The following is a 13,644-nucleotide window of genomic DNA, read 5'->3' on the forward strand; positions in this document are numbered from 1 at the left end:
AACCATACTTCCTGGATTCATTTTGGCCTGTCTGTCAAAAAGATTTTTTCTACACCGCCTAGCATGGCGGTGTTTTTTTATGCGCGTAAAACACAGGGGCAAAACATAGGGACGAGGTGCGGGTTACACTGCGTTCCGAGTAGCGAGTGCTTCAGCGCGCGTGAGAACCCTCTCGCCTCTCGCAGCAACGCGATCTCGCCTCTCGACTCTTCGCATCTCGTCTAAAAAATCAAAAAAAAAGACGCAAACCTATAAAGATTTGCGCCTTTCTCTAAAATTTTCATCACCCCTGCGAAACTATGGGCGATAAACCTTCACGTTGTTGAAGCCCTGCTCTTGCAGGTACAGCGCCTGGAGGCGACTCATTACGCCACGGTCACAGTACAGAAGGTAGGTCTTTTGTTGGTCTAGGTCGCCAAATTGAGTCCCTAGCTTGTAGAACGGTAGGTGTTTGACATCTACACCATCGATCTCTAGTGGGCTCTCGTCCTCTTCTTCTGGGCTACGAATATCTAGGACAATTGCATCTGTCTCGACATCTTGTACTTGCTCGACTTCCGGCGCAGCTTCTTGGCTCTCAGCCTCGATCTCGCGGATATCCATCACGCGCGCTTCCGCGACCACTTTGTCTAGCACTGCGTAGTCAAACTTCTCTTCTTCGGCTTCCAGCTTGGCTTTCACCGCCTTAACCGTTGGCTTACGTGAGATCACGCCACAGTACTCTGGCATTGTCTTGGCAAAATCTTCGGTGCCAATCTCACGCGCAAGGTCGATGATGTCTTCTTTATCCCAGTTAATCAGTGGACGCAGGATCAAGCTGTCTGTTACACCGTCAATATGGCGCAGGTTAGTCAGTGTTTGGCTAGATACTTGGCCTAATGCTTCGCCAGTAACCAGTGCTTGGATACCAAACTTGTCCGCAATCATGCCGCCTGCACGCATAAACATACGCTTAAGCACCACACCCATTTGACCATCATCCACCTTCTCAAGGATCTCAGCCACGACCGGCTCAAAGTCCACCGCAATGAACTTAACCTTCGCCGATGAGCCGTATTTGTTCCATAGGAAGTGTGCAACCTGCTTCACGCCAATCTCATGCGCTGGACCACCGAGGTTGAAGAAGCAGTAATGGGTCTTTGAGCCACGCTTGATGTGTAGGTAGCTTGAGACGCCAGAGTCAAAACCACCCGAGATCAGGCTCAATACATCCTCTTGGGTACCTAGAGGGAAGCCACCGAGACCCTTATGACGCGCGATAACCTGATTGAGTTTGTCGCCCGCAATCTCGATTTTTACGGTCACCTCTGGCTTGTGTAGCTTAACTGACGCCGATTCTACCGCCTGGTTAAGACCGCCACCTACGTAGCGCTCAAGCTCAATGGAGGTAAAGTCATGCTTACCGCGACGCTTAGCGCGTACGACAAAGGTCTTGTTCTCAATTTTAGGCCCGTTAAGCTCCAGCACTTGCTCAAAGATGTTGTGCATATCAGTAAACTCTGACTGCTTCACCTCAAGCACGTGATGGATACCCGGCGTCATTGTCAGCACTTCCAATACCTCGTTGAAGTATTGGTCGCTTTCCGAGGTCACCTCGATGTGATCACGGCGGTTGAACACCGCTACCGACTCTGAACGACGCTGAATAATGTTACGAATGTTGCATTCTAGAATTTTAGTGAAGCGCTTGCGCACCGATTCACTTTTAACAAAAATTTCTGGATGGGGCTTTACAATGAATTTCATAACTTTTTCGCCATTTGTTCGTAATCGGATACAAGAGCACTGAGTGGTAGACCTAACTAGGCTCTATAAGCATAGCAACCTGAGGCTGCCGCGTGGCACCAAGCCTATCGAACAAATCCTTGTCTGGGTTGGTATATTAAAGGTCGGTGAGTATACATGACGTCCAGATGTCTAACAACTGACGTAAATAAAGGGAATCGGCGAGCCACCTTTACATTGCGATAAATAACATGGTAACTCGCTGAAAATTAGGGCATAAGATTCTGAACCTTATGGATTGAGAGGCACTTCTTCTGCCACTAGTGGCTCGCCCTGCATGATGTTTATCTCGACGCGACGATTGCGCGAGCGCGCCGCATCATTGTCGTTGGGCTCGAGCGGTTGAGTATCAGCAAAGCCCTGTACGTGCATTCGCTGATAGGGGAAATCGTCGACTTTTTCCATCTCTTGTGCCACCGAGACCGCGCGCTGTGATGACAGGTCCCAGTTTGAGCGGTACAACTCCGATTGCAGAGGCAAATTATCCGTGTGGCCCGAAATACTGATCATGCCCGGCACCTCTTTGACCAAATCAGCAATCTGACGCACAAGAGGCCGGAACTTGGGCTGAAGAAACGCAGAGCCCTCAGGAAAGGCGCCTCGCTCGCGTAAGCGGATCACGATCTGCTGACCAAGGTTTTCAAGCTCAATCGCACCACTCTCAATCTCACGATAGAGAGCCGTATTGAGCGACTCTTCCAGTAGCTCCATTTCTTGAGACATTGCCTGCGACATGGCTTGTGCCTGCTGCTGGTCCATCTCAGGCTCAGCGTCTTGGTTTTGCTGGGTAGAAACATCCGGTGACTGTCCACCCGTCATGCGCCCGGCATTGCGCTGGGTGCCCCCGGCGCGATCCGACTCCCCCTCATGAAATACCAGCGTCTGCTGAGTGATGTCCATGGTTTGCTGCATAATCACATCAATTGGCGTCGGCTCAGGACGACCAGGACGAAACTCTTGCGCAATAATACTGGTCCCTTTGGGAATATCTTGGATCTCGAGTCGATTTTGGACCCCGAAGGCAAACTTCATTGAGCCTGCAATTTGCTTGAACTTAAGCACGTCCATCTCAGAAAAAGACAACAACAGGACAAAAAAGCACATCAACAATGACATCAAGTCGGCAAACGTCGACATCCAAGCGGGTGCTCCAGGAGGGGGACATTTACACTTCTCTTGCTCCATGGTGCCGCCCTATTCGCCGTCAACGCCCAAAGAGCGTTTGCCTTCATTCAGGTAGTTTTTGAGATAGCTATCTATCACACGCGGGTTCTGGCCATCTTGGATAGCTAGTACCCCATCCATGATCAGGCGACGATTGAGCGTCTCTTGCTCGCGGCGCAAGGCCAACTTGTCAGCAATAGGGAAAAACAGCATATTGGCCAGGATTGCGCCATATAAGGTCGTCAAGAGCGCAACCGCCATTGCCGGGCCAATCGCCTTCGGGTCGTCCATATTAGACAGCATCGCCACCAGCCCCACCAAGGTACCAATCATGCCCATCGCCGGAGCCACATCCCCGTACGAGCGGAACACCGCCCCACCCGAAGTATGACGTGTATCAGTCAGACCGATGTCTTTTTGCAGGGCGGTGCGCACCACATCGGCATCATGACCATCAACCAACAAATCGATTGCCTTTTGCATAAAACTGTTGGAAATTTCCATCTCCTCGAGCGCCAAAAAGCCACCTTTACGCGCTGCATCAGCCATCTCAACAATCTTGGCAATCAAATCTTCAGGCGAGTCAGTCTTGTACATAAACGCTTTGGCCGCGATCCTGGCTGCACCTAAAAACTGGCTGAAGGTGAACTTCATCAGAACGACAAAAGTCGATCCACCAACCACAATCAAGATAGAGACCACTTCAAAATACATTGATAAGCCACCGCTAATCACCATTGCCATGGTGACAAAGAAAAAGCCACCAATTAGCCCTATCAGGGTTGCTAAATCCACTCGATGCTCCTCGTGTTTACTTCTAACGCCAAAATCGCCGCCATTCTAACTCAGTTCATGTCATTGATGCTGCACTTCAGGTCAACAAATTGCCCGGTATGATCAACGCAGATATCTGCATTATCGGCACCTTGACGATAACATTTAGTTAAAAGTGGATTTTTCTACCCATTATCTCCCCTTGACGTTCTCTCAACCATGCAAAACGATACCTTAGTTCCAGCCAATTTATTGCTTGATCATGCATGACACTCATCACGGACAAATTAATGACTTTTGTGATAAAAAGGCCTGATAAGTTTGACCATTACCCTGCCCTCATGTAACTTGCCAACATTCGTTAGAGAAGGGATATTGAATGGCTACTAAGAAACCAGAAAATATGAGCTTTGAGGCCAGTATTGAAGAGCTCGATACGCTTGTTGAACAGCTCGAAAATGGCGACCTTGCCCTTGAAGATGCATTGAAGAAATTCGAGCGTGGCATCGCGCTGGCACGAGCAAGCCAATCGAAACTCGAACAAGCCGAGCAGCGCGTCAGCATCTTGCTCGAGCAGGGCCAAAATGCACCGCTCGATGACTTTCAATCTGAACCAGAATCATAAAGACGAATCATGATCGAGGCCTTAAGCGAATATCAATTACGCAATAACCAGCAGCTCAACCGCTGGCTAGCCACTTTACCGCATCAAGATGATGCCCTGATCCAAGCGATGAAGCATGGCCTGCTACTGGGTGGCAAACGAGCGAGACCTTTTTTGGTCTACGCGGTTGGCAGCATGCTTGGCCAAGCACTTGAACACCTTGACACACCCGCCAGTGCCATCGAATGTATCCACGCTTACTCATTGATCCACGATGACTTGCCTGCGATGGATGACGATGAACTTCGTCGGGGCCAGCCAACCTGTCACGTTAAATTTGACGAAGCGACCGCTATACTAACTGGTGATGCGCTGCAAACACTCGCCTTCACCATCTTGGCTGATGGTGCTTTGTCACCAGAGGCTGAGCCAATGCGCGTTAGACTCATCTCTGAGCTCGCTAGGGCATCAGGGGCACAAGGAATGTGTGTCGGGCAAAGCCTCGACCTAAAAGCAGAAAATCGAGCGGTTGCGCTTGAACAGCTTGAAGAGATCCATCGTAATAAAACAGGAGCGCTGATCCGCTGTGCCGTCCGCTTAGGAGCGCTTGCCGCGGGTGAAAAGGGCCTTGGCGTTATGCCAACACTGGACCGCTTTGCTGCGGCTATTGGCTTGGCATTCCAGGTTCAAGACGACATACTGGACTTAACCAGCGATACTGAAACATTGGGCAAGCCGCAAGGCTCAGACATCGCGCTGCAAAAGAGCACGTACCCTGCACTCTTAGGCTTAGACGGCGCACAACAAAAGGCGAGCTTGCTCCTAGAAGAAGCACTTCAGGCGTTAAATGAAGTGCCCTATGATACGACCCTATTACAATCATTTGCTCAATATGTCATTGAGCGAAAGAACTAATAAAAAGTGCGCACATAAGAATGACTCTTGATATTGCAACATATCCAACTTTGGCTTTGGCAAATACCCCAGAAGAACTTCGCAGTCTGCCGAAAGAAGTTCTGCCGCAGTTATGTGAAGAACTCCGCACCTATTTACTCAACTCAGTTAGTCAATCAAGCGGACACTTGGCCTCTGGTCTTGGCACCGTCGAACTTACGGTGGCAATCCACTACGTCTATCACACCCCGTTTGACCAGCTGGTGTGGGATGTGGGCCACCAAGCTTATCCGCACAAAATTCTCACCGGGCGGCGCGATCAGATGTCGACGATTCGTCAAAAGGATGGTCTGCACCCTTTCCCATGGCGAGAAGAGAGCGAGTACGACACCCTATCCGTTGGCCACTCGTCGACCTCAATCAGTGCCGGCTTAGGCATGGCGATTTCAGCGGCGAAAGAAGGCAAAAACCGCAAGGTCGTGAGCGTGATTGGCGATGGTGCGATCACCGCAGGCATGGCGTTTGAGGCCATGAACCATGCGGGTGATGTCGATGCTGATATGCTGGTGGTGCTTAATGACAACGAGATGTCGATCTCGGAAAACGTTGGCGCGCTTAACAATCAACTCGCGCGAATGCTGTCTGGTAACTTCTACACCTCGATTCGAGAGGGAGGCAAAAAAGTCCTCTCTGGCGTACCACCAATCAAAGAGTTGGTTCGCCGCACCGAAGAACACCTGAAAGGCATGGTGATCCCAGGGACCCTATTTGAGGAGCTCGGGTTCAACTATATTGGCCCTGTCGATGGTCACGATGTTTTGGATTTGGTCAAAACACTCAAGAACATGCGCGATCTTAAAGGTCCGCAGTTCCTGCATATCATGACCAAGAAAGGCAAGGGCTATGAGCCAGCGGAGAAAGATCCAATTGGCTATCATGGGGTGCCCAAATTTGACCCGGCCCAGAGTCGCCTACCAAAGAATAATGGCGCGAAGCCAACCTTCTCGAATATCTTTGGTGATTTCTTGTGTGATATGGCCGCACAAGACCCGACATTGATGGCGATCACGCCAGCAATGCGCGAGGGTTCTGGCATGGTGCGCTTTTCTAAACAGTACCCAGATCAGTACTTCGATGTTGCCATCGCCGAGCAGCACGCCGTAACCTTGGCGACTGGCTTGGCAATTGGTGGTAACCAGCCGATCGTTGCGATTTACTCGACCTTCTTACAGCGCGGCTATGACCAGTTGATCCACGATGTCGCCATCATGGATTTACCGGTGATGTTTGCCATCGACCGTGCCGGTCTGGTTGGCGCAGACGGGCAAACCCACCAAGGTGCGTTCGATCTTAGCTTTATGCGCTGTATTCCGAATATGGTGATCATGGCGCCAAGTGATGAAAACGAGTGCCGCCAAATGCTCTACACCGGTCATAAACACCAAGGCCCAAGTGCCGTGCGCTATCCACGTGGCAGTGGCTGTGGTGCTGAGGTTGAAGCAGAATTTACTGCGCTTGAGATTGGTAAAGGGCGTATTGTGCGTCAAGGCGAGAAAGTCGCGATCCTAAGCTTTGGTACCTTCCTGCCAGAGGCAATCGCAGCCGCAGAGCAGCTCAATGCCACAGTGGCGGATATGCGCTTCGTTAAACCACTAGATGAAGATTTGATCACCGAGCTAGCTAATAGCCATGATGTTCTCGTGACGCTTGAAGAGAATACGACTGCTGGCGGCGCTGGCGCTGGCGTGCTTGAGTTTATGATGAGCCGCAAGCTCCTAAAGCCGGTGCTCAACCTTGGCCTACCCGACCGCTTCGTTGCCCAGGGCTCCCAACAAGAGCTCTACACCGAACTCGGCCTAAACGCCCAAGGCATCCAACGCTCCATCGAAGACTACCTAGCCAAATAATCCCTAACAAAAAAAGCAGACTTTCAGAAGTCTGCTTTTTTTAGGGTCTAGTAACGAGTTACTCATAGTCCCGATAGCTAACTAATCTCTAGCGTGCACAAAACCCCTCGCACCCCGAAGCGAAGCGTACCCGAACCTCGCCCCTGCGCTTTTAAGGTTGTTCCCACCCAAACTCAGTAAACAGCTGTTGCCAGGTCGAGTCAAAACTCGCTGCTAACTTGAGCTTTTTACCGTTAAATGGGTGCACAAACTCCAGCGTTGAGGCATGCAAGAGCAAGCGATGACAATCGTAGTGCTCACGGTACAAGCGATTGTGTCGACCATCACCGTGCGTGGTATCGCCAACAATCGGATGACTGAGATGATGCATATGACGACGCAACTGGTGCTTACGACCGGTTTTTGGCTTCATCTCAATCAGCGAGTAGCGGCTGGTTGGAAAGCGCCCGGTAGAGTGCGGCACCTCGACCTTGGCCAGTGGCTGGTAAGCAGTAATCGCTTCTTGAGCCTCTTTATCTTGGTCGGCAAACTTGTCGGCAATCTTGTCGAGCTCAACCTTGAGGGGATAATCCAGCACATCCCCCTGCTCTATCCATCCACGCACCACCGCGTGATAGGTTTTTTCCATCTCGTGGTTAGCAAACATCGGCATCACCTGTGCGGCGACCTCACTCGACAGAGCAAAGACCAGCACGCCCGATGTTGGACGGTCAAGCCGATGAAGAGGAAACACGTGCTGGCCTATCTGATCGCGTAGGGTTTGCATCACAAATTGTGTCTCATGCTTATCAAGCCAAGAGCGGTGGACCAGCATACCCGCAGGTTTGTTAACCGCGACTAAATAGTCGTCTTGATAGATGATTTCTAGCATGCTGCAAAGGCCTTATCTAACTCACTGATCAATGCCAACAATGCGCGGCGCTCAGACGGTTGCCAAGCCTGTTCAAAGTAAGGGCTTATCTCAAAACCAACTGGCAATGGCTGCTGCGAGTTGATCATCTCGCGCATACGAGGAATGAATATCCACTGTAACCACTCTTCTGGAGTGAGAGTATCGATTGCAAACGGCTGACGGCTAGCAAGCTTTTCAGCACTGGGGGCTGAGCTTTGCAAGAGACCGCCTTTGCGCATAGCTTGCTCAAGCTCAAGCAAGAGCTCGGAAACGCGTTGACTACGTGACATGATTCACCAAGTAAATTGAGTCTAGACCTTGAAAATGGCGCTAAGGATACCATTTAACAAGGTAATATTCTCTTTTATTGCCGAGCGAACATGGAAACCCTGCATACCCTTACCGAGCTGCTGAACAATAGCGGCTGTCACTATCAAATCTTTGACCTTGGCCGTCGTATCCAGGCGATCGATAACGAGACTTTTGCCAAGGTTGAGCAGGGATTGCAGCCATATCCATATCCGGTTCAGCGTCACGCTCAACTGGGCATTGCTTACTGGAACCATAACAAGCAACCGTGGATCTGGTTTATCAAATTTGAACTCGATGAGCGTGGATTGCTCAAACAGGCCAGCGTTGGTCAGTTTATTAAGTATGTGCTTGAGGCGATGGGAGCGCGTCTCAGCACCGAAATGAGTGAAGAGCAACAGCAAAAACTGGCCAATAATCCCTTCACCTTTAAGCCCTCTGAAGACAAAATGGCCGTATTCCACAGTCTAGTGCGGGCAAAGCTTGAGCTTGCTACCAGTCAATACTACGAGCATGCACAGCATTACTTCACCGGTGATATGGGCTGGGCTAATTGGCAAACAGTTGGCCTGCAAGGCATTACTGACATGGCGGCGCGTCTAAACCTTAAGCCAAATCGTACCGAAATCAGCCAGTCGCTCACTCACCTGCCTAATGAACCACTCTACGCCCTACTGGGGGCGCTTGAGCATGTATCGCTGCCTAAGGCACTAACCGCCCAGCTATGCCAACTAACCCAAGCGCAGATTGACAGTCACGAGCCTGACCTGTTTCTTCTCTCGGCGCTAGTGCGCTCACTATCGGGCGCGACTGCCAGTGAGGTTGAGCCACAGTATCAAGCCATTCTCAATAGCCCACGCTTGAGCCACCCAGAGGTGCTGATTGCCATTGCCGGGCGCTGTTGGCACTGGTTGGCAACGCCGAGCACTGCTGAGAAATACCTTCTACGCCTGGCACAAACTGGCAATCAAGCCTTGTTTAACCAAATCTTTGCTGACTTGGTTATGCTCCCTGAACTACGCATTGTTTTCTTGCCACTGCTGCACAGCAACCCCTCAGCCGAGCTTGCACATGCACTGACGCAGCTGCAAACACTAACAAAAGGAAATTAGATGATAGGAGATCTGCTGGCGATATTAGGCCTGAGTTTGCTGTGTTTTGCGTTTTGGCAACAGCGCCGCCAAGCGGAGTTAGCTAAAACCGCCATCCAGCGCAAATGTGACCAACTGGACCTTCAACTGGTCAGCATTGCCCTTGGAGCCCACCGCTTTAAAACGCCAGCGGGACGCTGGCGTTGGCATACAGTCTATCAGTTTGAGTTTTCTGCTTTAGGTGATGATTGTTATACCGGCGAGCTAACTATGATAGGTTTCAGGCCGATGAACTTTGCCCTGCCACCGCATCGGATGCAGTAACGCAGCTTGGCAGGCAACTAAACCACGTTACGCCAAGCTGTACTGGTATTCTTGGAAAGTGCCTTGCTCATCATGACCTAGCCCAGTGTGTGCAAAGCCTAGCTTGGTCAATAAGTGACTAGCACTATTTTGCCCTTGTCGCACGCTCGCAGTTACGCTTTGCAAGCCAAGTCGAACCACCGCCCTAGGCAAGAACGCTTTGAGCGCCTCACTGGCGAGCCCCTGTCCCCATACATCGCGATCAAAAATAAAACTGAGTCGGGGCTGGGTGTTGAGATCGGCAATACTGATATGACCAATGTACTCATTGGTGCGACTGAGCACCACGGCGATCGAGCAACCGTTGTCGTCCTGACACATAGCATCAAACTGCTGCTTTGCCCGCGCGACCGTGGTTTTTGGCCTGGCCTCGTCGTGGTTGTTCGCCTTGCAATTGAGCATGACGAATTCATTTCTAAATTCATTGTTGTGATACGGAAGCAACAAAGTCCGTTGAGTTACCTGCGTCACGATAGCCTCTCGATACAAATAGTTAGGCAAAGCAAACGTGGAGCGATAAATAAACTGAGTCGAAACATTGGGCAGTTAGACAATGCCGCGCAGGATGCGATTAGTAGATGTCCACAACAAATAGAAAGCCCCGATACTTGCGCATCGGGGCTAGGGTCTTACTCGCAGCAATCCGGCTACAAAATAGGCTCCATGCATCTTCCGTAATAGTGCCGATTCCTTCAGCTATCCATTCATCGCCTTGCCTAGCGGTGTCCTTGAGTATCCTTACACCTTTCATCCTCGAAAGGTTACGTCACCCTATCCCTGAGTGGTGTCCCTGGCATTCATCCTAAATGCGTTTCCTGCCCCATCCTAAGGCGTCTTCCTGTCTTCCTTGGTTACGTCCTGTAAACCGAATCCTTGGGCTTTCCTAACCAACTACCTTGTTTATTCACTTCGCTCCATGAAGTGATTTTTCCTTTTGTGCCGACTCCCTGTCGACACCTTTAATCTACGCCTTTAGGGGTAGTTGCTCAATGCTCTGGCACGTATTCTTTTACTCGAGAAAACGAACTACAACGATAAAAGCCCGCTAGATCATTTAGTTATGAAAGAGTGACAGACAATTTCGCTGATATAAACAATAAACTCTTACACTGTGTGTGAGAGATCTCTTACACGTCAACGCCCATTGCGCTATCAATCACGGGTCATCAAAATCGCTCCACTATTGACACTAGAATCGCTATTATGACGCCCATACGTCAATTTGATTTCACCCACTAATGATTCTAAGGGAGCACCTATGCTTACCAAAGATGTGACTCAAGAGATTGAGCGAGCGATTGAGCAAGTCCACGCCTTGGGCAAAGAGCCTAGCGTGGCTTTAGTTAAAGCCCGACTATCCACTAATGTACCAATGCCGGCATTGATTGCCGCTATCAAGTCTTGGAAAAATGCCAGCCGAGTGCCGAAAGTTGAGGTCGCGGCACCGAGTGAGAGTACTGACAAACTCAGTGCGCTTGAAGCAAAGGTGGCAGCACTGACTCTGCGTATCGAGCAGCTCGAAGCCAAGCTTGAGGGTAAAGCATGAGTATCTGGGTCGATGCCGATGCCTGCCCAAAGGTGATCCGAGAAACCCTCGTTCGCGCTGCGGAGCGCACAGGGGTGATGTGCACGTTTATTGCTAACCACGCGATCCCACTGCCCAAGCGCGACAATATTCGCTCACTGCAAGTCTCTGCAGGGTTTGATATTGCGGATAACGAGATCGTTAAGCGCTGCGAGAGCGGCGATCTGGTGATCACCTCCGATATTCCCCTCGCGGATGAAGTGATTAGCAAAGGCGCCCTTGCACTTAGCGCTCGCGGCGAGCTTTACACCAAAGAGACCATCAAAGCGCGACTGAATATCCGAGACTTTATGGACACGATGCGCTCAAGCGGCATTCAAACTGGCGGACCAGCGGCGCTAAGCCAAACCGAGCGACGTGAGTTTGCCAACCAGCTTGATCGTTGGCTCGCGAAAAGAAAAAAATAGGTTCGGGCTTCGCCCTGCGAGGTTCGAGTACGGGCTTTGCCCTTCGGGGGGCGAGGAGTTTATACCACGCGATAAGCTACTCGAAGCAAAATAAGGCACGGGGAAATAATAACACGTGAAAAATTACTCGCTCCTCGGAACGAAGTGAACCCCGCTCCTCGAACCTAAAAAAAACCTGCCAAATGGCAGGTTTTTTTAGTGTTTTTACAGCGCCAGAGAAAATTAAGGCGTGTAGTAGGTTGCTGCGCCTGGGCCTACTGGTAGACCTAGAACGAATACCCAGATGTAGAATAGTAGTGACCAACCTACAAGGAAGACCATTGAGTATGGCAGCATGGTTGCGATCAGGGTACCGATACCTAGGTTCTTCATGTAGCGTGTTGCAACAGCAAGGATCAGACCAAAGTAGCTCATCATTGGTGTGATGATGTTAGTGGTTGAGTCACCGATACGGTATGCCGCCTGAATGGTTTCTGGTGCATAGCCAACGAGCATCAGCATAGGAACAAAGATAGGTGCTGTTACCGCCCACTGCGCAGACGCAGAACCAATCATTAGGTTGATAAAGCCACACATTAGGATAAAGGCGAAGAACAGAGTTGGACCTGTCAGACCGATATTCTGTAGGAACTCAGCGCCAGTTACCGCGATAACTTGACCAAAGTTAGTCCAGCTAAAGAACGCCACAAATTGTGCTGCAAAGAAGACCAATACAATGTACATGCCCATTGAAGACATCGATTTTGACATTGCGTTAATCACATCACGGTCAGTCTTCATGACGCCCGTTGTACGGCCGTAAACATAACCAGGAACAGCGAAGAAGACGAAGATAAAGGCAACAATACTTCTTAGGAATGGTGAGCCAGCAATTTGACCATCAGCCGTACGCAAAATGCCGTTTTCAGGGACTACAGTCCAAGCGATAAGTGCACTCACAACCAACAGGGCGATACCTGCCATTTTCAGGCCTTTCTTCTCGGTATCGGTCAGTTTACCCATGGTGTCACCCGATAGGTCTTCTGCTGCTTCTTCTTGGTTGTATTTGCCAAGTTTTGGCTCAACCAGCTTCTCCGTTACGAATGCACCCGCAAATGAGATGAAGAAGGTCGATACGAACATAAAGTACCAGTTAACCTCTGGACCAACACCGTAAGTCGGGTCAATCATTTGAGCTGCTGTCTCGGTGATACCAGAAAGCAGTGGGTCAACCGTACCAATTAGAAGGTTTGCAGAGTAACCACCAGAGACACCAGCAAACGCTGCTGCTAGACCCGCTAGAGGGTGACGCCCCATAGAGTGGAATAGCATCGCTGCCAGAGGGATTAGAACGACATAACCCAGCTCTGAAGCCGTGTTCGAGATGATACCGGCAAAAACAACCGTCACGGTAACCATGCGTGTTGATGCGCCCATTACAAGGCCACGCATTGCCGCAGATAGTAGACCTGAGTGCTCAGCGATAGCAACACCAAGCAACGCAACCAATACGGTACCTAAAGGAGCAAAACCAACAAAGTTTGAGACCAGATTAGTAACGATACGCTCAAGGCCATCAGCATTGAGTAGGCTCACTACATGAATCATGCCGTCAGCAGCACGACCGGCAGCGCCTTCTGGGCGAGGGTCAACGACTGAGACGCCGAAGTAGCCTGCAATACCTGAAGTGACTACGATTGCTAAACAGAAGATAGCAAATAGTGTGATTGGGTGTGGCAGTAGGTTCCCTAAATATTCTACCGCGTCAAGAAAGCGCGTAAATGGCGACTTCTTTTGTGTGTTTGTATCTTTAATTGAAGCAGATGAACTCACCTGTTCCCTCCTTAATATTCTGTTGTGGCTGCGTGCGAACGAAACACGAAGCAGGCG

At 50.4% G+C, this 13,644-nt stretch carries 14 protein-coding genes; 7 read left to right on the top strand and 7 right to left on the bottom strand.

The genetic code is table 11. The features are described from left to right. Window positions 1–297: 297 nt before the first annotated feature. The 3 genes from thiI to pomA form a co-directional block, all read right to left on the bottom strand. Window positions 298–1,746, bottom strand: coding sequence for a tRNA uracil 4-sulfurtransferase ThiI (gene thiI, locus ACSTTG_RS17385; RefSeq protein ID WP_438460330.1), 1,449 nt, complete (start codon window positions 1,744–1,746; stop codon window positions 298–300). 270 nt (window positions 1,747–2,016) lie between these two features. After that, window positions 2,017–2,970, bottom strand: a complete 954-nt coding sequence (locus tag ACSTTG_RS17390; RefSeq protein ID WP_438460329.1) for a flagellar motor protein MotB — start codon at window positions 2,968–2,970, stop codon at window positions 2,017–2,019. 9 nt (window positions 2,971–2,979) lie between these two features. After that, the gene (gene pomA / locus ACSTTG_RS17395; RefSeq protein WP_438475692.1) at window positions 2,980–3,744 is read right to left on the bottom strand and encodes a flagellar motor protein PomA; all 765 of its coding nucleotides are present in this window, start codon (window positions 3,742–3,744) and stop codon (window positions 2,980–2,982) included. 358 nt (window positions 3,745–4,102) lie between these two features. On the opposite strand from pomA, the gene xseB reads away from it, so the two are divergent. From xseB to dxs, 3 genes are read left to right on the top strand one after another with little or no spacing between them, the layout of a single operon-like run. Further along, window positions 4,103–4,348 (top strand): exodeoxyribonuclease VII small subunit, encoded by a 246-nt coding sequence (xseB, locus tag ACSTTG_RS17400; RefSeq protein ID WP_438460327.1) that lies wholly within the window; start codon window positions 4,103–4,105, stop codon window positions 4,346–4,348. 9 nt (window positions 4,349–4,357) lie between these two features. Further along, window positions 4,358–5,242 (top strand): (2E,6E)-farnesyl diphosphate synthase, encoded by an 885-nt coding sequence (gene ispA, locus ACSTTG_RS17405; protein ID WP_438475693.1) that lies wholly within the window; start codon window positions 4,358–4,360, stop codon window positions 5,240–5,242. A 20-nt stretch (window positions 5,243–5,262) separates the two neighbouring features. Further along, a complete protein-coding gene (gene dxs / locus ACSTTG_RS17410) occupies window positions 5,263–7,128 on the top strand; it encodes a 1-deoxy-D-xylulose-5-phosphate synthase (protein ID WP_438475694.1) in 1,866 nt (621 codons plus the stop codon). A gap of 151 nt (window positions 7,129–7,279) precedes the next feature. Here the strand turns inward: dxs and truC are convergent, their stop codons facing one another. After that, window positions 7,280–7,999: a tRNA pseudouridine(65) synthase TruC gene (gene truC / locus ACSTTG_RS17415; protein ID WP_438475695.1), complete on the bottom strand. Its 720-nt coding sequence runs from the start codon at window positions 7,997–7,999 to the stop codon at window positions 7,280–7,282. Beyond that, window positions 7,993–8,310 carry a YqcC family protein gene (locus ACSTTG_RS17420; RefSeq protein ID WP_438475696.1) on the bottom strand — a complete coding sequence of 106 codons (318 nt, stop codon included), beginning with the start codon at window positions 8,308–8,310 and terminating at the stop codon, window positions 7,993–7,995. Before ACSTTG_RS17420 ends, truC begins: the two co-directional genes overlap by 7 nt. A gap of 90 nt (window positions 8,311–8,400) precedes the next feature. On the opposite strand from ACSTTG_RS17420, the gene ACSTTG_RS17425 reads away from it, so the two are divergent. Together ACSTTG_RS17425 and ACSTTG_RS17430 are read left to right on the top strand one after the other, a co-directional pair. Further along, window positions 8,401–9,441 (top strand): DUF3549 family protein, encoded by a 1,041-nt coding sequence (locus ACSTTG_RS17425; protein ID WP_438475697.1) that lies wholly within the window; start codon window positions 8,401–8,403, stop codon window positions 9,439–9,441. Then, window positions 9,442–9,744 carry a DUF3301 domain-containing protein gene (locus ACSTTG_RS17430; protein ID WP_438460321.1) on the top strand — a complete coding sequence of 101 codons (303 nt, stop codon included), beginning with the start codon at window positions 9,442–9,444 and terminating at the stop codon, window positions 9,742–9,744. A gap of 27 nt (window positions 9,745–9,771) precedes the next feature. Here the strand turns inward: ACSTTG_RS17430 and ACSTTG_RS17435 are convergent, their stop codons facing one another. After that, window positions 9,772–10,185 carry a GNAT family N-acetyltransferase gene (locus ACSTTG_RS17435; protein ID WP_438460320.1) on the bottom strand — a complete coding sequence of 138 codons (414 nt, stop codon included), beginning with the start codon at window positions 10,183–10,185 and terminating at the stop codon, window positions 9,772–9,774. Window positions 10,186–11,041: 856 nt separating this feature from the next. Here ACSTTG_RS17435 and ACSTTG_RS17440 point away from each other — a divergent pair. Beyond that, window positions 11,042–11,329: a hypothetical protein gene (locus tag ACSTTG_RS17440; RefSeq protein ID WP_438460319.1), complete on the top strand. Its 288-nt coding sequence runs from the start codon at window positions 11,042–11,044 to the stop codon at window positions 11,327–11,329. Further along, window positions 11,326–11,775 carry a YaiI/YqxD family protein gene (locus ACSTTG_RS17445; RefSeq protein WP_438475698.1) on the top strand — a complete coding sequence of 150 codons (450 nt, stop codon included), beginning with the start codon at window positions 11,326–11,328 and terminating at the stop codon, window positions 11,773–11,775. The genes ACSTTG_RS17440 and ACSTTG_RS17445 overlap by 4 nt, the downstream gene beginning before the upstream one ends. A gap of 222 nt (window positions 11,776–11,997) precedes the next feature. Here ACSTTG_RS17445 and ACSTTG_RS17450 read toward each other — a convergent pair whose 3' ends face one another. Continuing rightward, a complete protein-coding gene (locus ACSTTG_RS17450; RefSeq protein ID WP_438475699.1) occupies window positions 11,998–13,587 on the bottom strand; it encodes an AbgT family transporter in 1,590 nt (529 codons plus the stop codon). Window positions 13,588–13,644 lie beyond the last annotated feature (57 nt).

The organism is Vibrio glycogenivorans, assembly GCF_051660965.1.
Taxonomy (GTDB): Bacteria; Pseudomonadota; Gammaproteobacteria; order Enterobacterales; family Vibrionaceae; genus Vibrio.

Coding starts and splice junctions, on each gene's coding strand:
- thiI (WP_438460330.1), bottom strand. CDS start 1,746: ATGAAATTCATTGTAAAGCCCCATCCAGAAATTTTTGTTAAAAGTGAA.
- ACSTTG_RS17390 (WP_438460329.1), bottom strand. CDS start 2,970: ATGGAGCAAGAGAAGTGTAAATGTCCCCCTCCTGGAGCACCCGCTTGG.
- xseB (WP_438460327.1), top strand. CDS start 4,103: ATGGCTACTAAGAAACCAGAAAATATGAGCTTTGAGGCCAGTATTGAA.
- ispA (WP_438475693.1), top strand. CDS start 4,358: ATGATCGAGGCCTTAAGCGAATATCAATTACGCAATAACCAGCAGCTC.
- dxs (WP_438475694.1), top strand. CDS start 5,263: ATGACTCTTGATATTGCAACATATCCAACTTTGGCTTTGGCAAATACC.
- truC (WP_438475695.1), bottom strand. CDS start 7,999: ATGCTAGAAATCATCTATCAAGACGACTATTTAGTCGCGGTTAACAAA.
- ACSTTG_RS17420 (WP_438475696.1), bottom strand. CDS start 8,310: ATGTCACGTAGTCAACGCGTTTCCGAGCTCTTGCTTGAGCTTGAGCAA.
- ACSTTG_RS17425 (WP_438475697.1), top strand. CDS start 8,401: ATGGAAACCCTGCATACCCTTACCGAGCTGCTGAACAATAGCGGCTGT.
- ACSTTG_RS17430 (WP_438460321.1), top strand. CDS start 9,442: ATGATAGGAGATCTGCTGGCGATATTAGGCCTGAGTTTGCTGTGTTTT.
- ACSTTG_RS17435 (WP_438460320.1), bottom strand. CDS start 10,185: ATGCTCAATTGCAAGGCGAACAACCACGACGAGGCCAGGCCAAAAACC.
- ACSTTG_RS17440 (WP_438460319.1), top strand. CDS start 11,042: ATGCTTACCAAAGATGTGACTCAAGAGATTGAGCGAGCGATTGAGCAA.
- ACSTTG_RS17445 (WP_438475698.1), top strand. CDS start 11,326: ATGAGTATCTGGGTCGATGCCGATGCCTGCCCAAAGGTGATCCGAGAA.